We start from the raw sequence: 18,798 nt of genomic DNA on the forward strand, positions 1-18,798 counted from the left end.
GCTCTTTGAGGTATGGCGGTCGACCGGCCACGACACGATGACCCATCGTGTCGCGACAGTTGATATGTAAAGGATTGCAAGAATGGCACAGGGAACTGTGAAGTGGTTCAACGCGGAAAAGGGCTTCGGCTTCATCGCGCCTGATGAGGGTTCCGACGACGTGTTCGTCCACTATTCCGAGATCCAGGGATCCGGTTTCCGCACCCTCGAGGAGAACCAGCGGGTGGAGTTCGAGGTCGGTCAGGGCACCAAGGGTCCGCAGGCCACTGGCGTCCGCGCCGTCTGAGAACACCCGCGTGTGACTGCACCACGCAGTCGGGGCAAACCACCGCTCCCGTTTCGATTCGTCGAGGCGGGAGCGGTTTGTTGTCTGTGCCCGGCGTGCGCGGGCGGCACGTGCTCCGCGGCGTCGTGAACCCGCCGACCCCAAACCCCGGCTCCGGCCCCGGGGACGACCTAGTCTCGACTCGTGGGCCAGTTGTCGTTTTTCTCCGCGGAGACCGAACAGCCCGCGTACACCGACCTCGCGGGGCTGCTCGCGGCGCACGGACAGACCGTCCGCTCCGAAACCGGTACGCGGGTCTCGATCGTGGTCGCCGATCGCTGGCGAGCCGAGCAGATCGTCGTCGAGATGCGTGCCGCCGGCCTCGACGCCGAGTCGACGACGTCGGATGAGGGCACGCCCCTGGCACGTACCGCCTCCTGTCATGAGCTGGACCCGTTGCACAGGGCATGGTCGTCCGGCGCGGTGAAGGCGATGCCGTCCGGCTGGGTCCCGAGCTATCGGGCGCTGCGTCTGTGGGTGATCGCCGCAGGTCACAGCGATGCCGGCCGCTATCAGCTCGGATTGGATCCTCACGCCCCGGAGTCGCACGCCGCCCTCGCGACCGCGTTGATGCGAGTCGGGATCGCGCCGACCCTCGTCGGTACGCGCGGGCAATCGCCGGCACTGCGGATCGCCGGCCATCGACGCCTGTCGCGCCTGCACGAGTACGTCGGGGTGCCGCCCTGCGCCGAGGCCGTCGCGGACTGGCCGCCGGTGGACGAGCATTAGCCATCCCACACTCGGGCTTCTGAGCTGGTAGAACGTGTCAATGTGGCGGCGGATCCGTCGCCCGGGCCGATCCGTCGCGGAATTCAAATGTGCAAACGGCGCTATACATAAGGTACAAACCCAACGAACACACCTGACCTGACACGCAGGAACGTTCTCCACCCAGTCAACCAAAGGACGCCCCGGTGGCAGAGACCAGCACCGCATCCCGCTCGAGTGGGGGCATTCGACGCCTCGTGATCGTCGAGTCCCCGACCAAGGCCCGCAAGATCGCCGGCTACCTCGGGTCGAACTATGTGGTGGAGTCCTCCCGCGGGCACATCCGCGATCTTCCGCGTGGCGCGGCCGACGTCCCGGCCAAGTACAAGGGCCAGCCCTGGGCACGCCTCGGCGTGAACGTCGACGACAACTTCGAACCGCTGTACGTGGTGTCCCCGGACAAGAAGTCGACCGTCAGCGAACTGAAGGCGCTGATGAAGGACGTCGACGAGCTCTACCTCGCCACCGACGGTGACCGCGAGGGGGAGGCGATCGCCTGGCATCTCCTCGAGACGCTCAAGCCGAAGATCCCGGTGAAGCGGATGGTCTTCCACGAGATCACCGAACCGGCGATCCGGGCAGCCGCCGAGAATCCCCGGGACCTCGACATCGACCTCGTCGACGCCCAGGAGACCCGCCGTATCCTCGACCGCCTCTACGGCTACGAGGTCTCACCGGTGCTGTGGAAGAAGGTCATGCCGAAGCTGTCGGCCGGCCGCGTGCAGTCGGTGGCCACGCGCATCATCGTCGAGCGCGAACGCGAGCGCATGGCGTTCGTGTCGGCCGAATACTGGGACATCTCCGCGACGATGGACGCGGAGAGCGCCGACGACTCGAACCCGCAGACCTTCAAGGCGCGACTGGTCAACGTCGACGACGCTCGTGTGGCCACCGGACGCGACTTCGAGGCCACGGGTGCCCTGAAGAAGTCGGACGGCGTGATCGTGCTCGACGCCGATCGTGCCGAGAGCCTGGCCGCCGGCCTGCGGGGCGCGGCGATGACCGTCACGTCGGTCGAGGAGAAGCCGTACACGCGCCGTCCGTACGCGCCCTTCATGACGTCGACGCTGCAGCAGGAGGCGGGTCGCAAGCTGCGGTTCACCTCCGATCGCACGATGCGCATCGCCCAGCGGCTGTACGAGAACGGTTTCATCACCTACATGCGTACGGACTCGACGAGCCTGAGCGAGTCGGCGATCAACGCCGCACGCAACCAGGCCCGCGAGCTCTACGGCGACAGTTTCGTCCACCCGACGCCGCGGCAGTACACGCGCAAGGTCAAGAACGCGCAGGAGGCGCACGAGGCGATCCGTCCCGCCGGCGAGACCTTCCGCACCCCGGGGCAGGTCGCCGGACAGCTCGAGGCCGACGAGTTCCGCCTCTACGAGCTGATCTGGCAGCGCACCGTCGCCTCGCAGATGGCCGACGCCAAGGGCACCACGCTGAGCCTGCGGATCGCCGGCACGGCTTCCTCCGGGGAGCGCGCGACGTTCGCCGCGTCGGGACGCACGATCACCTTCCCCGGCTTCCTGTCGGCCTACGTCGAGACCGTCGACGAGCAGACCGGCGGTCAGGCCGACGACGCCGAGAACCGCCTCCCGCAGCTGACGGAGGGGCAGGCGCTCACCGCGACCGACCTCACCGCCGACGGCCACTCCACCAACCCGCCCGCGCGTTTCACCGAGGCGTCGCTGGTCAAGGTCCTCGAGGAACTCGGCATCGGCCGGCCGTCGACGTACGCCTCGATCATCGGCACCATCCAGGACCGCGGCTACGTGGTGAAGAAGGGCAACGCCCTGGTGCCGTCGTGGATCGCCTTCGCGGTGGTCGGGCTGCTCGAGGCGTACTTCGAGAACCTCGTCGACTACGACTTCACCGCAACCCTCGAAGACGATCTCGACCAGATCGCCACCGGCAACGAGAACCGGACGCGGTGGCTGTCGGGGTTCTACTTCGGTGAGGATCGCAGCCCCGCCGACGGCGAGAGCCGTTCCGCCCAGTCGGCGATCGCGCAGCACGGCGGTCTGAAGAAGCTCGTGGGTGTCAATCTCGAGGAGATCGACGCCCGGCAGGTGAACTCGATCCGTCTGTTCGACGACGAGGAGGGACGCCCGATCTACGTGCGGGTCGGCCGATTCGGTCCGTACCTGGAACGCAACGTCGCCACGTCGCCCGACGCGGAGCCCGACCTGCAGCGTGCCAACCTGCCCGCCGACATCACGCCGGACGAGTTGACCCTCGCAGTGGCCGAAAAGCTCTTTGCCACACCGCAAGAGGGCCGTTCGCTGGGGACGGACCCGGCGACCGGTCACGAGATCGTCGCCAAGGAGGGCCGATTCGGCCCGTATGTGACCGAGGTCCTGCCGTCGGACGACGATGACGACGACGGAGACACCCCGGCGACCATTCCCGCGGGCCCGACACCGCGTGACGGTGGGGCCGGCGGTGGCGCCGGAGGTTCCGACTCCGCCGACGCCGATGTCGTCCCACTCGACGCGCCCGGTGGCGGCACGGCCACGAAGACGAAGCCCGCGGCGAAGAAAACCGCGAAGAAGGCTGCGAAGAAGGCCGGTCCCAAGCCACGCACGGGCTCGCTGTTCAAGACGATGGACATCTCGACGGTCACCCTCGACGATGCACTGAAGCTGCTGTCGTTGCCGCGTGTCGTCGGCGTCGACCCGGAGTCCGGCGACGAGATCACCGCGCAGAACGGCCGGTACGGTCCGTACCTCAAGAAGGGATCGGACTCGCGATCGCTCGGTTCCGAGGAGCAGCTCTTCGAGATCACCCTCGACGAGGCGCTCAAGATCTACTCCGAGCCCAAACGTCGCGGTCGGCAGGCGGCCGCACCGCCGCTGCGTGAGCTCGGCAAGGACGACGAGGTCAGCGGCAAGCCGATGGTCATCAAGGACGGCCGTTTCGGACCCTATGTGACCGACGGCGAGACCAACGCCAGCCTGCGCAAGGGCGACGAGGTCGCCTCGATCACGCCGGAACGCGCGATGGAGCTGCTCGCCGATCGCCGGGCGCGCGGGCCGGCCAAGAAGGCCACCAAGAAGGCGGCGAAGAAGGCTCCGGCCAAGAAGACGGCGGCGAAGAAGACGACCGCGAAGAAGGCCGCAGCCAAGAAGACGACCGCCAAGAAGACCGCGACGAAGAAGGCGACCGCCAAGAAGACCGCGGCCAAGAAGGCGGCCCCGGACGCCGAGTAGGAGTACCGCGTAGGAGCAGCGGTGATCTGCAGCTCGCAGCCTTGGGCCGAGTCGCTCAGCTCTGCCGGTCCGGCTCGAGGTGCGGGCGTGCGAGAAGTGTCTCGATCCCGCGCCCGCGGAGTTCGACGCCCTCGCCGATCTCCCAGTGCTCGGCTTCTTCGTGGGATGCCAGGAACACGGCGCGCGCCGACCCGAGAACGCGTGTGGGTTCGTCTTTCGCGAGTTCGGTCAGGCGGGCCGCCTCGTTGACCGGGTCGCCGATGACCGTGTACTCGAGTCGCTGTTCGGCGCCGATGTGTCCGGCGATTGCCTTGCCGGCCGACACGCCGATGCCGATGTCGGTGTCACCGAGGGACTCGTAGAGCTCGGCGCGCAGCTCGCGCGCGGACGCGAGGGCGCGGCCGGCGAAGTCGTCGAGGTCGAGCGGAGCCCCGAAGATCGCGAGCGCGGCGTCGCCCTGGAACTTGTTGACGAACCCGCCATGGCGTCCGACGACACCGACGACGACCCGGAAGAACTCGTTGAGCAGCTCGACGATCTCGCGTGGCGGCCGGTTGACCGCCAGTCGCGTCGAGCCGACGATGTCGACGAACAGGACGCCGACGTACCGTTCCTCGCCACCGAGTTCGGTGCCGGTCTCTATCGCACGGCGCGCGACGTCTTCGCCGACGTAGCGGCCGAACAGGTTGCGCAGCTCCTGACGTTCGCGCAGGTCGGCGACCATGTCGTTGAACCCGGCCTGCAGCAGGCCGAGGTCGCTGCCGTCGTAGATCTTCACCGCGACGTTGAGGTCGCCCTCGCTGACCTTGGACTGCGCGCGGCGCAGCTGCTTGATCGGGTCGTTGATGGCGGCCACGACACGCACGATCGCGATGACGCTGAATGCGAGTGCGGAGATGGCCATCCACAGGATGGGGCGTTCCAGGCCGGTGGAGTCGGCCTCGATGATCCCGAGTCGATGCAGCACGATCATCCCGATGATCACCAGCATCGGAGCCACGACGCTGATCACCCAGAACGCGGTGATACGGGTGGTGACGCTGGGCGCGATCGCGTTGTCGGGGTTGTTGGCCATGGCCGCGACGGTGATGGGCCGCATGACCTTCTCCGCCTGCATGTAGCTCAGCGCGCACGTGACCATCGCGCCGATCGTGCTGGCGATCGCGACGATGAAGGCGTTCTTCGACGACACGGTCAGGTTGACCAGTGTGAACAGCGTGCCGCCGACGACCCACAGCGCGGCGTTGACCGCCGTCAGCAGCATCGGCAGGGCGAGTGCGCGTCGTCGTGCGGCCTCGTTGTCGAGTCGGGTGCGGCGACGATGCCAGATGAGCACCGGCAGGGACAGCTGGATGCTGGCGAAGCCCCCGATGACCATGGCGATCAGCAGGTAGGCCGCGAAGATGACCTGGTTCAGCGCGGTGATCTCGTCGAGGCTGATCGAGTCCTGGATCGGCATGCCGAAGCGCAGGAACGCGAAGGTGAACAGTGCGCCGACGAGGTTCGCCCGGAGCATGTCGAGTGCGAGAATCGGCCACGGCGTATGAATGAGCCATCGGGCCAGATGCAGGCCCTTTGACCACCGCGACCGTTGTTGAACCACGGAGACTACGGTAGCTGGCTGCTTGCAATCGTTAAACACGGTTCCGTGTCTCAGGCGTGTCCGAACTGCGGATTAGGGTGTTGCTGTGACAAATGTCTTCGATCGGCTGACCGGGCAAGAGGCCATCGCCGACGATCTGCGGGCCGCCGCGCGTGCCGCTCGTGTGCTCGCGGTGAGGCTCGACGCGGGGACCTCGAACGACCTGTTCCTGCCCGACGACGAGATCCCGGCCGTCGACGCGGGGTGGTCGCGGGCGTCGATGACCCATTCGTGGTTGTTCACCGGACCGCCCGGCAGCGGTCGTTCGGTGGCCGCGCAGTGCTTCGCCGCGGCACTCCAGTGTCAGTCGCCCGACGCCGCGAACGTCGGCTGCGGCGAATGCCGCGCGTGCGTCACTGTCATGGCCAAGACCCACGCCGACGTCCGCCATGTGGTGCCGGAAGGGCTCAGTCTCGCCGTGGGGGCCATGCGCGACATCGTCCAGGCCGCCGCTCGCCGACCGGGGACGGGCCGGTGGCAGATCGTGATCGTGGAAGATGCCGACCGGCTCACCGAGCAGGCCGCGAACGCCCTGCTGAAGGTCGTCGAGGAGCCGCCGTCGCGAACGGTGTTCCTGCTGTGCGCGCCGTCGGTCGACCCGGAGGACATCTCGGTGACGCTGCGGTCCCGCTGCCGGCACGTCGCACTCGTCACGCCGACGACCGCCGACATCGAGCGCGTCCTCGTCGAGCGTGACGGCCTCGACCCGGAGCAGGCGCACTGGGCCGCGTCGGTGTGCGGCGGCCACATCGGTCGTGCGCGTCGGCTGGCGACCGATCCCGAGGCGCGCACGCAACGCGAGAAGGCGCTCGGGCTGGCACGTGCCGCGGCCCGGGATTCGACGGCCTACGCCGCCGCCGAGGACCTGGTCCGGTCGGCCGACGAGGCCGCCAAGGCGATCAGTGCCGAGCTCGACGTGGTCGAGACCGAGGAGATGAAGACCGCGCTGGGTGCGGGCGGTACCGGCAAGGGCACCGCACGGATGCCGCGCGGTAGTGCCGGCGCGCTCAAGGAGCTGGAGAGGCGACAGAAGTCGCGGGCCACCCGGGTCGGGCGCGACGTCCTCGACCGCGCCCTGGTCGACCTCGCCGCGCTCTTCCGCGACGCGCTCGTCGTCGGTGTGGGCGCTCAGGTCACTGCGATGCATCCGGACAAGGCCGAGGACATCGCGAACCCGCTCGCCGGCTACGCCAAGCCGGAGCAGCTGCTCCAATGTGTCGAGGCCGTACTCGCGTGCCGGGAGGCCCTCGACATGAACGTGAAGCCTAAGTTCGCCGTCGACGACATGGTCGCGCGGATCGGACTCGCGCTCGCGCGACGGGTCGACGTGTAGTCGAAGCCCGCTGAATCTCGGTCTCAGTCCCGGTAAGTAGACCCTTGGAAATTGGTAACCGATGTGTTACCAATGGGTATGGACGGATTCGAGGCGATCGCAGACCCGGTACGTCGCTCGCTCATCGCGCGCCTGGCTCGGGGGTCCGCGCGTGTCGTCGACCTGGCCGCCGACCATCCGATCAGCCGCCCGGCCATCTCGCGGCATCTGCGGGTGCTGGGCCAGGCCGGCGTCGTGTCCGCGGTTGACCAGGGGCGCGAGCGTCATTACGAACTCGTGCCTGGGGCTCTTGCCGAGGTGCGCGAGTTCCTCGACGCGGTGGACGCCGGCACCGCCACGCCCAGGTTCGGTGAGCACCATCTCGACGCCCTCGATCTCGAGGTGCGGCGCACGGTGCGTGAGCAGGCGGGCGCCGACGACGCCACGCCGACAGCAGATTCGAGCAGCAGACAGAAGGAGACAGGGTGAGTACTGACATCGCGGCGACGGGCCGCCGGGAGATTCGTGCGGGGGTGCCTTATGTGATCCTCCAGCGCACGTTCGCCGCACCGATCGACGCCGTGTGGGCGGCCGTCACCGACCCGTCGCGGATGGAACGGTGGATCGGCACGTGGACTGGTGATCCGGCGACCGGGTCCGTCGACTTCCGCATGACCGCCGAAGGCGACGACGTCGAGTCCGAACGGTTCTCGATCCTGGAATGCGTACCGCCGCAGAGACTCGCGATGACGTCGACGACCACCGGTGAACAAGGCGACGAGGTGTGGCTGCTCGAGCTCGATCTGAGCGAGACCGACGGCACGACCACCCTCGTCTTCGCGCAAGGGCTGCCGCGACCCGAGTCCGCCGAGAACGTCGGTCCCGGTTGGGAGTACTACCTGGATCGTCTGGTGGCCGCGGAGTCCGGCCGCGATGTCGCGACGATTGACTGGGATGCGTACTACCCGGCGCTGTCCGAGCCCTACGCGGCCATGTTCCGGGACTGATCGGATCGCGCTTAGACATGATCGCCGGAGCCGGCCCGGACGGCGACCTATCATGAAGCGACGGTCGCGAGCCGCGAGCGCGACGATGAGCGAGGAGTAGGCGATGTCGGACTTCATCCGCAAGATCAAGGAAGATGCCAAGGCCGTCTCGGCCGCCATCGACCAGGAACTCACGGTGCTCGAGGGTGTCCCGGGCTACGACCCGCTCGCCGACAACAAGGATGCGGACGCGTCTGACGAGGCCGCTGACCCGGAACAGGCCGAGGGCGAGGTCAAGTAGGGCGCATGCGACAAACGGCCGCCGGATGGAAACCATCCGGCGGCCGTCCTGCTCCACGCGGGTGTGCTCGCGGCTGAACTCACCCCGGGGTGCTCACTTCTGAACGAACCCCAACAGCGCCTCGTTCACCTCGGCGGCGTGAGTCCAGAGCAGGCCATGGGGGGCGTCGGGGATCTCGACGTACTCGGCGTCCGGAACGGCCTGATGGAAGCGGCGTCCGCTGGCGTCGATCGGCAGGATGTTGTCGGCCGTGCCGTGCAGGATCAACGTCGGCTTGCCCGAGTCACGAACGGCGGCAACGTCTTCCCGGAAGTCCTCGATCCAGGTCGGGACGACTGCGTAGGCGGCGACCGGAGCGCTGCTGACCGCGGTGTTCCAGTTCGCGTCGACGACCTCCTGGGTGATGCGGCTGCCGAGGTTGTCGTCGAGGTTGTAGAAGTCCTTGTAGAACTGCGTGTACCAGGCGTAACGATTCTCCTTCGCGGCTGCGGCGATGCCGTCGAAGACGGAACGGTCGACGCCCTCGGGATTGTCGTCGGTCTTGACCAGGAACGGCTCGAGCGACGCCAGGAACGCGAACTTCGCGATGCGGTCCGTGCCGTGGTTCTTGGCGTAGCGGGCCAATTCGCCGGTGCCCATCGAGAATCCGACGAGGATGACGTCGCGGAGGTCGAGCGTCTCCAGCACGGTGTTGAGGTCCGCGGCGAAGGTGTCGTAGTGGTAGCCGGTGCCGACCTTGCTGGACTTTCCGAAGCCGCGGCGGTCATAGGTGATCACGCGGTAGCCGGCGTCGATCAGCTCGCGGGCCTGTAGCTCCCAGCTGTTGCCGTCGAGCGGGTAGCCGTGGATCAGCACGACGGCCTGACCGGTTCCGTGGTCTTCGTAGTACAGCTCGATGTCGGTGGAGTTCTCGGTGCCGACGGTGATGTAACCCATTGCGATCACTTCTCTCTGATGAGGCGATCCGATCGGGATCGGTATCGGATACGGCGTGTGGAGAACGGTCGTTCTCGCCGGTGATTGCTACACTAGAGAACGATCGTTCCCCGCGCAACCCCAAGCCGGGAATCGCAGAAGAGGAGTGTGTGGTGACCGATGCCGTGGACCCGCGTGAACGAGTGGTCCGTGCCGCTGACCAGCTGTTCAACGCCCACGGTGTCCACGCCGTCGGGATGGACAAGGTCCGGGACGCCGCGGGGGTGTCGCTGAAGAAGATCTACGCGATGTTCCCGTCGAAGGAAGCGCTGATCCTCGCGGTGCTCGACGACCGGACCCGGCAGTGGAACGCGGGGATCGCCGCGTGCGCCGACGGACTGTCCTCGCCGCGGGACAAGCTGCTCGCCGTGTTCGACTTCCTGCTCGAATGGTTCGGCACCGACGAGTTCCGCGGATGTGCCTTCATCAACGCCTATGGCGAACTCGGCGCCGAGATGCCGTCCGTGGCTTCGGCGGTCCGTGCCCAGAAAGCCGACTTCCAGCAGTACGTCGCCGGCCTGGTCGCCGAGTTGGGCGCCCCCGGCGGACTCGGCGCACAGCTCTCGATCCTCGCCGAAGGTGCTCAGACCACGGCGGCGATCGCCGGTTCGGTCCGTCCCGCCGACGATGCGCGTGCCGCCGCCGAAGTCCTGATCGATCAGGCGCTCCGCTGACATGAATCCATGGGAGGCGTTGCGCGCCACGAGCCCTCGTCGAGTGTGCATCGTTTGCCGGTGCGGAATCGACAGCGGTCGTTCATCGCGGCCCAGCCGGGGGGGTGTGAAAATCGCTGGCGATGGATCGTGATCGGTGCGATCCTGCGACGGTGATCGACCCAGACACCGACTCTTCCATCGCCGAGACCTTCGTCGAGAACGGCTTCGTCAAGATCGAGCGTCCGTCGTTGCGAAGCGCGGCGGACCGCGCGCGAGCGGGTCTGTGGGCCCAACTGGGACTCTCGGAGAACGATCCCGCGGGCTGGACCGAACCCGTGCGCTGGGCGTCGGACATGGTGGGAGCCGGCCCGTTCGGAGCGCTGACAAACAGTCCGGAGCTGACCGAGGCGCTCGACGCGATCTGCGGCGTCGGGGGTTGGACACCACGGGGAGCGCTGGGCAACATCCCTGTTCGCTTCCCGGTGCCGCCGACCGTCGATGACCGAGGCTGGCACATCGACGCCAACACCCCGTGCGACGACGGATCGTGGGTGGTGAGCCGGCGGCCCCACACCGTGCTGGTCCTGACCCTGTTGTCCGAGGTCGGACCGTCCGACGCGCCGACCCGCATCCGGGTGGGATCGCATCTCGACGCCGTCGACGTCCTCGACGACGAGGGGCAGAGTGCCTTCGAGGTCGGCCCGCTCCTCGATGCGGCGAGTCGTGACCGTCGGGTCGCCTACGCGACCGGGCGTCCCGGCGACGTCTATGTCGTCCACCCGTTCACGGTGCATGCAGCTGACGAACACCGCGGTGCGACACCGCGATTCATGGCTCAGGGGCCGGTGATGCTCGCCTCGCCGTTGTCACCGGACTCGGCCGGTCCGCTCGCGTGCGTGTTCGGCTGAACCGCTGACCGCCGATGTCGGATCAGGCTGTGGAGTCCGTGGACTCGCCGCCGGAACCGGAGCTCCCGGAGCGGTCGCTCGATGCGGAGCCGTCGTCGCCCGATTCGGAACCGGTATGGCCTGCTGAGTCACCGGACTCCGAGTCGCGGGATTCCTCCGGCTGCCTGTCGTCGCCCTCATCGTCCGACTGCGAATCGGTGTCGGTGGTCGCACTGTCCTCGCGCTCGTCCGGCGTGCCCTCGACGCTGTCGGCATCGATGTCCGGCAGCGTGTCTCGATCCACTTGCCGCGGTTCCACGGGGTCGCGGGACGTCTCGACATCGGTTCCGGCGTCGGAAGTGGTGTCGCGCGTGTCGGTGTCGCGGGTGTCGGGGTTCGGCTCGATGGGCCGCCCCCGAGGTGGTTCGGCGGTGTCCGGCTCGCCGCGCGTGTCGACGTCGGTCCGTGGTGTCTCGTGAGGCCGTTCGGTTCTCGGGGGGACGCCGTCTCGTCCGAGCGACCTCAGGAGTGCCGAGACGAACGGGATGGTTTCGAGCCACGCCCGGATACTCCACGGTCCCCGCGGATCTGACACCAGGACGATGACCGGCCCGCCGGTACTCGGCGGAGGGGTCAGGCTCGTGTTGCCGTCGGTCCCGCCCGGGCCGCCGGATGCCTGGGGATCGCCGGTGTAGACGACGAACGGGCTGTCCGCGTCCAGTCCGGCGATGACGGTCATCACCGCCAGGTTCTGTTGCACGGCGCGTTCTTTGGTCTCGTCGTCGAACTCCGTCGAGAGTACGGCGCGGGTGCTGGGGCCACTGACGATGATGGGGCCGATCGACTGCGGGTGGTCGATGACCACAGTCCGAGGTGCGCCCGTGACGGGCACGTCTCGTGCGATGAGCGAGCCGGAGTCGGTCGACGGCGCCGCGAGTGACGTGCCCGGCGAGGCGGTCCCGACCTCCGACGTCGGGGCGCGGCTCGGACCGAATGATGCGGTCGGTGATTGGGTGGACACCTGGACGGTGGCCGGCACGGCGAAGGCGTGTACCAGAGTGGTGGTGTTGATCGACGCGACTGCCGTCGGGATCACCGTGCAGAGCGAGAGCGCGGCGAGGGTGAGGGACGTGCCGGCGAAACCCGAGGGTCGCCGAAGAGGACCGACGCCGTCGTTGTCGACGGCGCGGTGCGTGCCGCGCCGATGTGATGCCACCCCTGGGTCCCCTCTTTGTCGCTCAGATAGTAGACGATGCACGGGGGGCATGGTGTCGTCTGAATGACGCAAATCGGGACATCTACGCGACGCGCCGGGGTCGTAACTGTTCGAACGTCGCTCGGCGGTCGTCGAAGGCACGAAGCCGGGACAGAAATGGAGCCGCCCAGGGGAATCGAACCCCTGACCTATTCATTACGAGTGAATTGCTCTACCGACTGAGCTAGGGCGGCGTGCTACGCGAGGCAGCGCTGACGAGTCTAGCGAGGGTCGGAGAACGAACAAAACCCGGGTCGTCGACGGCAGGTGATGGCTCCGCCGGAGCGTCGATCGGGTCAACCCGGGAAGTCGGTACCGCAGACCACCGGCACCGGACGCTCCGGATCGAGCGCATTGCGGACCAGCGTCCCGACGGTCGGCGAGTAGGCCATCCCGACATGACCGATCCTCGACGCCGGGCACACATCCTGCACCACGGTGTTGGTGATGTTGGGCCCCGGCGGCATCAAGGTCAGTACGTATGGGGTCGAGATCTCGTCGTACCGCGTCGCGAGATTGACGTACCGGATCGAGGGGTGTCGCGGACCCCAGTAGCTCTGACCGGGAGCGCGGGCCGGCAGCCGGTCGGTGATCGAACCGACACGTGAGTATCCGCGGTTGGACGCGGACAGTCCGACGATCGTGCCCACCTGTGCCGCGCGTCCAGGTATCTGGGTGACGAGCTGAGCGATCGCGCCACCCTGGCTGTGGCCGACGAGGTCGACCTTCTCGGCACCGGTCGCGGTCAGGACTCGGTCGACGAAGGAGGAGACCGCACGGGCGGACTCCTCCTTGTTCCCCAGGCCTCCGGTGTTGCCGCTCCAACTGGTCTGACCGTAGGTCAGGCTGAACACGCAGTAACCCGCGTTGGCCAACATGGGCGCGAGGTACGCCCAGTTGGCGCCCTGGTTCATGGCCGTCGCGTGCAGCAGCACCACGGGGTTGCGGTCTTCGCGGTCCCGGCAGTCGAAACGATTCGAGCCGGCAGGCGACTCCGACGCCGGGCTCAGGTACCGGGAGGCGATGGCGGTCGCCGCGTCGGTCGTGACAGGGAACGGCGCGGCGTACGCGGTGCCCGCGACGAGGCACAGGCTCATCGCCGCCACCGCGGTCATGGCCGACGCGACCCCGGCTCGGATGCGGTTCATGAAGAGAATTGTCGTCGACCGGACGGTCCGGCACGGCGTTTCGGCGACCGCTACCCGGAGTCGCGACGACGGAATTCGACGCCACGAGGCGACAGTTCGTAACCGACGACGAGGCTGTCGGTCAGTCCGAGCTTCTTGAGCTTGGTGATGTCCTGCTTCAATCCTGCTCTCTCCCGGCCGAGTTCGGCCGCGAGATCGGTCGACACCACACCGGGGCGGCGGGCGATGACGTCGAGGACTTCGCGCGTCCACGGTCCGCGCGTGGAGCGCGCGTCCATCCGATCGAGGCGGGTCCGGATCTCGTCCACATCGTCGTCGGACAGATTGTCATCGGCGCGCAGAGCGATCCGCGGGTCCTCGCCGATGCACTGCAGTCCGATCCGGTAGGTCGGGTTGTGGACGTTGACGCACAAGGTGGCCCGCACGGCGTCCGCGTCGTCGAAGCCTGCGCGACGCGCTTCGTCCGGTGTGATCCGTTCGGGGTCGACGCGCTCCAGGGACGTCACCTCGATCACGTGCGTGAGCGCTATGAAGCTCGAGCCCGGATGGATGCGCGGATGGCCCCATCGCCGGAAGGCGAGGTCGACGGTTCCGTCGGCGACCCCGCGAACGACTGCGGCCGTGAGAAGCACAGTCTTCGACCTTAGCGAGCGGGTCGATGTCGTGCATGACCTGCGGTCCGACGTGCGTGTCACCTCTGTGGATGACAGCTGAGAGGCCGCTGAGAGCTGTTGTAGGGTGACCCGAGGTCAGCGACGGCAATGCCGACGTATTCGGGGGACCCCCTGCGTCGTGCCGTCGTCGAGCGCAACTTCACGACGACATGATCACCGGCCGGGGGGAGGGATCTTTGGTGCCGCCACGTGTTCCCGCATTGTGGTTTCCCGACGTCCCGCCGTGGCCCGCCTTCGAGGCGACACCCGCCGCCGATCTGGCCGCTCACCTGGCCCGACACCATTCCGTACGCCCAGCTCACACCACTTCGCAGCCAGCGGCGGTGGCCGTCCTCGAGCGTCCGGTGCCGGTGGTCGAGGAGCCGACCCGGGCCCCGGCCCGCGCGGTGGACGCAGCGGCTCCCCGTCCCTCGTCCGAGCTCGACGCGTTCTTGGCCGAAGCCGAGAAGTCGGTGCGTGCGAAGCGCAAGAACGGGCCGGTCACGCGCGGAGAACGCCGCTCGGGTTTCGGTTCACCACTACGAATCGCGGGTGCGGCAGCGGCGATTGTTGTGATTGTGGCCACAGTTCTGGGCGTGTTTCTCACTCAAGGCAGCGAGCCCGCTCCGACGACTGCGTCAGCATCGAGCAGCGATGCCGCTGACTCTTCGATGCCGTCCACGTCGGCTGTCGCGAGTGAGCCTGCCTGTACGCAGCGTCCGGTGGGGTCGGGGACCACGGTGTCCGACGGTGACGACGCCGGCAACCAGGAGTCGGGCGCCGGAGCGATCCGTGCGTTCAACCACGCCTACTACGTGTTGCGTTCGGCGAGGGCGGCCCGCGCTGTCGCGGCCCCTGGCGCGGTGGCCTCCGAGTATGTGATGCAGCAGTACATCAACCAGCGACCGCTCGGGACCCGGCACTGCCTGATCGTCTCCGACCGCGGGCCCGGCGAGTACTCGGTCGTGCTCACCGAACTGCAGCCCGACGCTGCGCCCATCACCTATCGCCAGGTCATCCGCACGACGACCACCGGCGGCAAGTCCTACATCCAGTCCATCAGGTCTGTCGAATGAGTTCCCGCCCAGCCTGTTCCGGGCACCGAGAGAGGTAGAAGCACCATGAGTCATAGTCGGGGTCGGCATCGGAAGCGTCGTGTGCCGAGTGGTCCGTTGTTGTCGGTGACGTCGGCGGTTGTCGCTGTGTCGATCACCGCGGGTGCGGGAGCGGCGTTGGCGGTGCCGGAGCAGGGCGGGACCAGCCCTGGTGACACGGCGCCCGGTCAGGGCGGTACGAGTCCGGGGGATGTGTCCCCCGACGGTGGTGCGGGTGCCGAGGCGACGGTCGAGCCGATCGTGGTGCCCGGTCCGGGCAGTATCCCGGGTCCGCCGGTGGAGGCGCCGTATCAGGCGTATACCGCGCCGGGGTCGCAGTCCTATGACGAGCCCTACACTCCGCTGATCAACAATCGGGTGGCTCCTCGTGTTGCTCCGCCGGTCCGGCCGATCGCGCCGCCGCCGGAGAAGATCCGTGTGGGCAACTTCGTGTCCGACATCCCGGAGGGTATGTCGAAGCGGGATGTGAACTCGATCAACGCGTGGTCGGCGTACGGCGAGGCGAAGATCGCGCAGGGTTTGATCTCTGCCGGTGTTCCCGAGGATGAGGCCACCCGCCGTGCTGCCGCCACGATCATCGGTGTGATGGCCGGTGGCACCGCAGGTGCTGTCGCGCTTGGTATTCCGTCGGCGGTTGTGGGTGCGGGAGTAGGTGCGATCACTGGGGCCACTATCGGGACAAGTCTAGGCGGACAAGGAATTGCAGGCGCTGGGATCGGCGCCGCGGTCGGCGGTGTGGGAGCTGGAGCCGCGGGTGCTGCGGTTGGCGCGGCCATTGGCGGTACTACAGGCGGTCTCTTGGCCTATGCGCTAGGCGCGGGTGACCCTGGCGCGAACCCGGATGAGCCGTGGCGTCAGAACGGTCCACGCCATGCGCTGCCTGACACTGACGGGCCGAACCAATTTGAGTTCCACCTGACACCTGAGCACGCGCGGCGCTCTGGACTGCCCGCTGTCGACTACGTGGTCAATCACCGCGGCGACGTAGACGCGAAAGTTGGGACCTCTACTTTCGGCTGGTCAGGTCTTCAAGCCCGCTCGCCCTACGCCGTATTCGGTCCACAAGTCGAGAAATCGGTTCGTGATTGGACGCGAGGGCAGGGAGAGAGTTTGAGGACCGCGATCCCAGGCAGCGACATCGCCTGGCCTTCCGAAGACGCGGGCGCGGATGCAGCCGAACACTAACGAGAGTGAGTTGAGTTTTGATGTCGAAACGTCTTGTGGTTGTGTTGGCCACGATTGCTGCCGTGCTCGCCGGATTGATCTCTGGATCGGGTGAAGGCGCCGCAGCACCCGAACTGCAGAGAATCTCGATAAATGGTGACCGGTTTGCGACAGTGGGAAACCACTCGCTCTGCAATGGCGAACTCCGCGTTAGTCTCACTGCGGCTCCGAGGAAACCCGGCTTCGTCCGGGTCGGACTCACATCCTACGGATTTAGCGGGCAGGGGCCGAGCTGGAAGCGTAATCCGGTGTGCAAGCTGTTGATCGGCGCGGTGCACACCAGCGCGATCGGTTACGCGCAATGGAGTTTCTTCAACGCGGATTTCGGTCCGAAACGTGGGCAGAAGGTGGTTCGCGACATCAGGACGGGATCCGGTGTGGTCGAACTTCAGTTGTCGTCGTACGCACGCAACAACCCGATCCGTGTACGGCAATCACTCGGCCTGTCGTATTACATGCTGGTGCCTTAGCTCTGCGACGGCTCGTGATCTGACCTGGTACCAGGATAAAGCCGACAAATTGGAGCAGCGACGCCATCCGTGCGGCTGTCTTCCCTTATTGCGAGGATGACACGTATGAAAAGAGCAATCCTGTGCCTGGGGGTCGCCGTCCTTGCACTTGCTAGCGCCGTGTCGGGCGTAGGACAGGCGTCTGCTGCGCCGATGCAGAATTTCAGCACGAACGGCACGACGTTCGGGACATTTGGTGACCATTCCTTCTGTCGCGGCGCCATTACATACAGAGTCGATGCGGTGGCGAAGAAACGTGGAGTGGTTCGGGTCACCGCGACTTCGCACGGCTTCTCAGGTCAGGGTCCGAGCTGGGTTCGCAGTCCGAAATGTCGCTTCCTTTTTCGCTCCGCTACCACGAGCGTGCGCGGGATCGATCTGGAGGAGTGGACGGTTGGTTCCTTTGGGCCGAGACCAGGGCAGAAGCAGACGTGGCACGTCGTGACCGGCTCCGGCCCCGCTTGGATGGGCATCACTACCTATGCCGTCAACAGTGCCGTTCGCATCCTGCAATCCCCTGCGGGACCCTCCTTCTTCATGACGGTGCCCTAGTGGCACTAACGGACTCTTCCAGAAAATTGCAACGGAGTTGAGATGAAGGAGCTTGTCAAAATGAAGCGATTGCTTGCGACCTTGGTGGTCAGTCTTGTCGTTGGTGCATTGTGCATAGCGTGCGCTGGCCGGGTGTCCGCGGCTCCGATTCCCCAGGTTTCGACTACCGGCTACAACTTCGGGATATTCGGTGACCACTCCTACTGTCGGGGTGCGGTGAACGCTACTGTGGATGCGCCCCAGGGTAAGCAGGGTGTCGTCAGGGTCACGGTGCGCTCGCACGGGTTCACTGGTGCAGGCGCGAGTTGGAAGCGTAATCCCAAGTGCCGAGTGTTGTTCGGGAACTACTACACCAGCGTTCGGGGTTACAATCTGGAAAAGTGGGTCAGCGCAACGTTCGGCCCACGAGCAGGCGAGAAAAAGGTCTGGGACATCAACACCGGCTCAGGTCCGGTCAGTCTGGGCTTCGGTGGCTTCTCGCCCAACAGCCCGGTACGCGTCCCTTCCGGCTACGGTTCGACCATCTACATGCTCGTCCCGTAAGAGATGAACAACCCGACCACACCACGCGACGGCGACCCGCAGGCCTGGGCCGAGCGGGCGGTCGTCGTGTGCGGGACGGCAGGCGGCGTTGGTACGTCGGTTGTTTCGGCTTTGCTTGCCGAGCACCGGGCGTCGTCGACGCTCGGGCTTCTGTCGTGGTGGGTCGACGCGTCGGGCAACGACTGTGACATCGAGCTGCGATTGCGTGGCTCGGGAAATCAAGAACTGCTGCGTACGGCGTCGGGGACGGGGTTGTGGCTCCCGCCCGACGATGCGACGGTCACCGACGCTGTCGTCGAGACCTGGCGGCAGGGCGCCGTTCCCGTCGTCGACGCCGGCGCACATCCGCTCACGTTGCTGCCTGAGCTCGCCGAAGACGATCTCCCGAACCTCACGCCGGTGCTCGTCATCGCGGCGAGACCAGACCTGCTCAACCGCGCGCGCGTCGTCTTCACCGAATGGGACCGGGCAGGCGTACTGGAAAAGACGATCGTCGTCATCTCCTCGCAGTTGCCGACCACGCACAACGACGGACTTGCCGACATGCTGGTCAGTGTGGTGTCGGGCGCGGTCGGTGGCGTGATCGGCCTCGACTACGACCCCGTCATCGGCGCGGGTACCGCCCTCGACCACGATGTCCGACGCGGGTTCCTCCCGGCGACACACCAATCGATCGCGACACTCGCCGCCGCGACCACCAATCGGAGCTGAACCGCGGCCACCCTTTCGCGAAAC

Annotated in this window: 19 protein-coding genes and 1 tRNA gene; 14 read left to right on the top strand and 6 right to left on the bottom strand. The window is 66.9% G+C overall.

Annotated elements, in window-relative coordinates; genetic code table 11:
• Positions 1–82: 82 nt before the first annotated feature.
• From KTR9_RS03015 to topA, 3 genes are all read left to right on the top strand, one after another.
• Entirely contained in the window at positions 83–286 is a 204-nt protein-coding gene (locus KTR9_RS03015) for a cold-shock protein (RefSeq protein ID WP_004022110.1), read from the top strand.
• A 183-nt stretch (positions 287–469) separates the two neighbouring features.
• Positions 470–1,054: a hypothetical protein gene (locus KTR9_RS03020; RefSeq protein WP_010844243.1), complete on the top strand. Its 585-nt coding sequence runs from the start codon at positions 470–472 to the stop codon at positions 1,052–1,054.
• Positions 1,055–1,239: 185 nt separating this feature from the next.
• Complete coding sequence (gene topA / locus KTR9_RS03025) at positions 1,240–4,305, top strand: type I DNA topoisomerase (RefSeq protein WP_014925151.1); 3,066 nt, start codon at positions 1,240–1,242, stop codon at positions 4,303–4,305.
• A 55-nt stretch (positions 4,306–4,360) separates the two neighbouring features.
• Here topA and KTR9_RS03030 read toward each other — a convergent pair whose 3' ends face one another.
• A complete protein-coding gene (locus KTR9_RS03030; protein WP_083888927.1) occupies positions 4,361–5,821 on the bottom strand; it encodes an adenylate/guanylate cyclase domain-containing protein in 1,461 nt (486 codons plus the stop codon).
• A 172-nt stretch (positions 5,822–5,993) separates the two neighbouring features.
• Between KTR9_RS03030 and KTR9_RS03035 the strand changes: the two genes are divergently transcribed.
• From KTR9_RS03035 to KTR9_RS27690, 4 genes are all read left to right on the top strand, one after another.
• On the top strand, positions 5,994–7,280 hold the full coding sequence (locus KTR9_RS03035; protein WP_010844240.1) for a DNA polymerase III subunit delta': 1,287 nt from the start codon (positions 5,994–5,996) through the stop codon (positions 7,278–7,280).
• Positions 7,281–7,358: 78 nt separating this feature from the next.
• Positions 7,359–7,748: an ArsR/SmtB family transcription factor gene (locus tag KTR9_RS03040; RefSeq protein ID WP_010844239.1), complete on the top strand. Its 390-nt coding sequence runs from the start codon at positions 7,359–7,361 to the stop codon at positions 7,746–7,748.
• Complete coding sequence (locus KTR9_RS03045; protein WP_014925155.1) at positions 7,745–8,266, top strand: SRPBCC family protein; 522 nt, start codon at positions 7,745–7,747, stop codon at positions 8,264–8,266. The genes KTR9_RS03040 and KTR9_RS03045 overlap by 4 nt, the downstream gene beginning before the upstream one ends.
• Positions 8,267–8,369: 103 nt before the next feature.
• Positions 8,370–8,546 carry a hypothetical protein gene (locus KTR9_RS27690; protein ID WP_014925156.1) on the top strand — a complete coding sequence of 59 codons (177 nt, stop codon included), beginning with the start codon at positions 8,370–8,372 and terminating at the stop codon, positions 8,544–8,546.
• A gap of 93 nt (positions 8,547–8,639) precedes the next feature.
• On the opposite strand, the gene KTR9_RS03050 is transcribed toward KTR9_RS27690, so the two are convergent.
• Entirely contained in the window at positions 8,640–9,482 is an 843-nt protein-coding gene (locus KTR9_RS03050) for an alpha/beta fold hydrolase (protein WP_014925157.1), read from the bottom strand.
• Positions 9,483–9,631: 149 nt separating this feature from the next.
• On the opposite strand from KTR9_RS03050, the gene KTR9_RS03055 reads away from it, so the two are divergent.
• Complete coding sequence (locus KTR9_RS03055; RefSeq protein ID WP_010844235.1) at positions 9,632–10,195, top strand: TetR/AcrR family transcriptional regulator; 564 nt, start codon at positions 9,632–9,634, stop codon at positions 10,193–10,195.
• A 122-nt stretch (positions 10,196–10,317) separates the two neighbouring features.
• Complete coding sequence (locus tag KTR9_RS03060; protein WP_014925159.1) at positions 10,318–11,085, top strand: phytanoyl-CoA dioxygenase family protein; 768 nt, start codon at positions 10,318–10,320, stop codon at positions 11,083–11,085.
• A gap of 22 nt (positions 11,086–11,107) precedes the next feature.
• On the opposite strand, the gene KTR9_RS03065 is transcribed toward KTR9_RS03060, so the two are convergent.
• The 4 genes from KTR9_RS03065 to KTR9_RS03080 form a co-directional block, all read right to left on the bottom strand.
• Entirely contained in the window at positions 11,108–12,280 is a 1,173-nt protein-coding gene (locus KTR9_RS03065; RefSeq protein ID WP_014925160.1) for a hypothetical protein, read from the bottom strand.
• A gap of 157 nt (positions 12,281–12,437) precedes the next feature.
• Positions 12,438–12,513: transfer RNA gene (locus KTR9_RS03070), tRNA-Thr, on the bottom strand.
• Between the two features lie 102 nt (positions 12,514–12,615).
• Complete coding sequence (locus KTR9_RS03075; protein ID WP_044505745.1) at positions 12,616–13,467, bottom strand: esterase/lipase family protein; 852 nt, start codon at positions 13,465–13,467, stop codon at positions 12,616–12,618.
• Between the two features lie 50 nt (positions 13,468–13,517).
• The gene (locus KTR9_RS03080) at positions 13,518–14,099 is read right to left on the bottom strand and encodes a hypothetical protein (protein ID WP_014925162.1); all 582 of its coding nucleotides are present in this window, start codon (positions 14,097–14,099) and stop codon (positions 13,518–13,520) included.
• Positions 14,100–14,320: 221 nt separating this feature from the next.
• Here KTR9_RS03080 and KTR9_RS03085 point away from each other — a divergent pair, with 221 nt between their 5' ends.
• The 5 genes from KTR9_RS03085 (at position 14,321) to KTR9_RS03110 (ending at position 18,774) form a co-directional block, all read left to right on the top strand.
• Complete coding sequence (locus KTR9_RS03085; RefSeq protein WP_238554021.1) at positions 14,321–15,196, top strand: hypothetical protein; 876 nt, start codon at positions 14,321–14,323, stop codon at positions 15,194–15,196.
• Positions 15,197–15,277: 81 nt separating this feature from the next.
• A complete protein-coding gene (locus tag KTR9_RS26800) occupies positions 15,278–16,420 on the top strand; it encodes a hypothetical protein (protein WP_014925164.1) in 1,143 nt (380 codons plus the stop codon).
• A 20-nt stretch (positions 16,421–16,440) separates the two neighbouring features.
• Positions 16,441–16,929, top strand: coding sequence for a hypothetical protein (locus KTR9_RS27215; RefSeq protein ID WP_014925165.1), 489 nt, complete (start codon positions 16,441–16,443; stop codon positions 16,927–16,929).
• Between the two features lie 633 nt (positions 16,930–17,562).
• A complete protein-coding gene (locus KTR9_RS03105) occupies positions 17,563–18,063 on the top strand; it encodes a hypothetical protein (protein WP_014925167.1) in 501 nt (166 codons plus the stop codon).
• Between the two features lie 3 nt (positions 18,064–18,066).
• Positions 18,067–18,774 (top strand): hypothetical protein, encoded by a 708-nt coding sequence (locus tag KTR9_RS03110; RefSeq protein WP_014925168.1) that lies wholly within the window; start codon positions 18,067–18,069, stop codon positions 18,772–18,774.
• Positions 18,775–18,798 lie beyond the last annotated feature (24 nt).

The sequence above is a fragment of the Gordonia sp. KTR9 genome (genome assembly GCF_000143885.2).
In the GTDB taxonomy this organism is placed as follows: Bacteria; Actinomycetota; Actinomycetes; order Mycobacteriales; family Mycobacteriaceae; genus Gordonia.

What these genes read in the sequence shown, in the direction of transcription:
- KTR9_RS03015 (WP_004022110.1), top strand. Translation starts at nt 83, where the DNA reads ATGGCACAGGGAACTGTGAAGTGGTTCAACGCGGAAAAGGGCTTCGGC.
- KTR9_RS03030 (WP_083888927.1), bottom strand. Translation starts at nt 5,821, where the DNA reads ATGCTCCGGGCGAACCTCGTCGGCGCACTGTTCACCTTCGCGTTCCTG.
- KTR9_RS03040 (WP_010844239.1), top strand. Translation starts at nt 7,359, where the DNA reads ATGGACGGATTCGAGGCGATCGCAGACCCGGTACGTCGCTCGCTCATC.
- KTR9_RS27690 (WP_014925156.1), top strand. Translation starts at nt 8,370, where the DNA reads ATGTCGGACTTCATCCGCAAGATCAAGGAAGATGCCAAGGCCGTCTCG.
- KTR9_RS03050 (WP_014925157.1), bottom strand. Translation starts at nt 9,482, where the DNA reads ATGGGTTACATCACCGTCGGCACCGAGAACTCCACCGACATCGAGCTG.
- KTR9_RS03060 (WP_014925159.1), top strand. Translation starts at nt 10,318, where the DNA reads ATGGATCGTGATCGGTGCGATCCTGCGACGGTGATCGACCCAGACACC.
- KTR9_RS03075 (WP_044505745.1), bottom strand. Translation starts at nt 13,467, where the DNA reads ATGAACCGCATCCGAGCCGGGGTCGCGTCGGCCATGACCGCGGTGGCG.
- KTR9_RS27215 (WP_014925165.1), top strand. Translation starts at nt 16,441, where the DNA reads ATGTCGAAACGTCTTGTGGTTGTGTTGGCCACGATTGCTGCCGTGCTC.
- KTR9_RS03105 (WP_014925167.1), top strand. Translation starts at nt 17,563, where the DNA reads ATGAAGGAGCTTGTCAAAATGAAGCGATTGCTTGCGACCTTGGTGGTC.
- KTR9_RS03110 (WP_014925168.1), top strand. Translation starts at nt 18,067, where the DNA reads ATGAACAACCCGACCACACCACGCGACGGCGACCCGCAGGCCTGGGCC.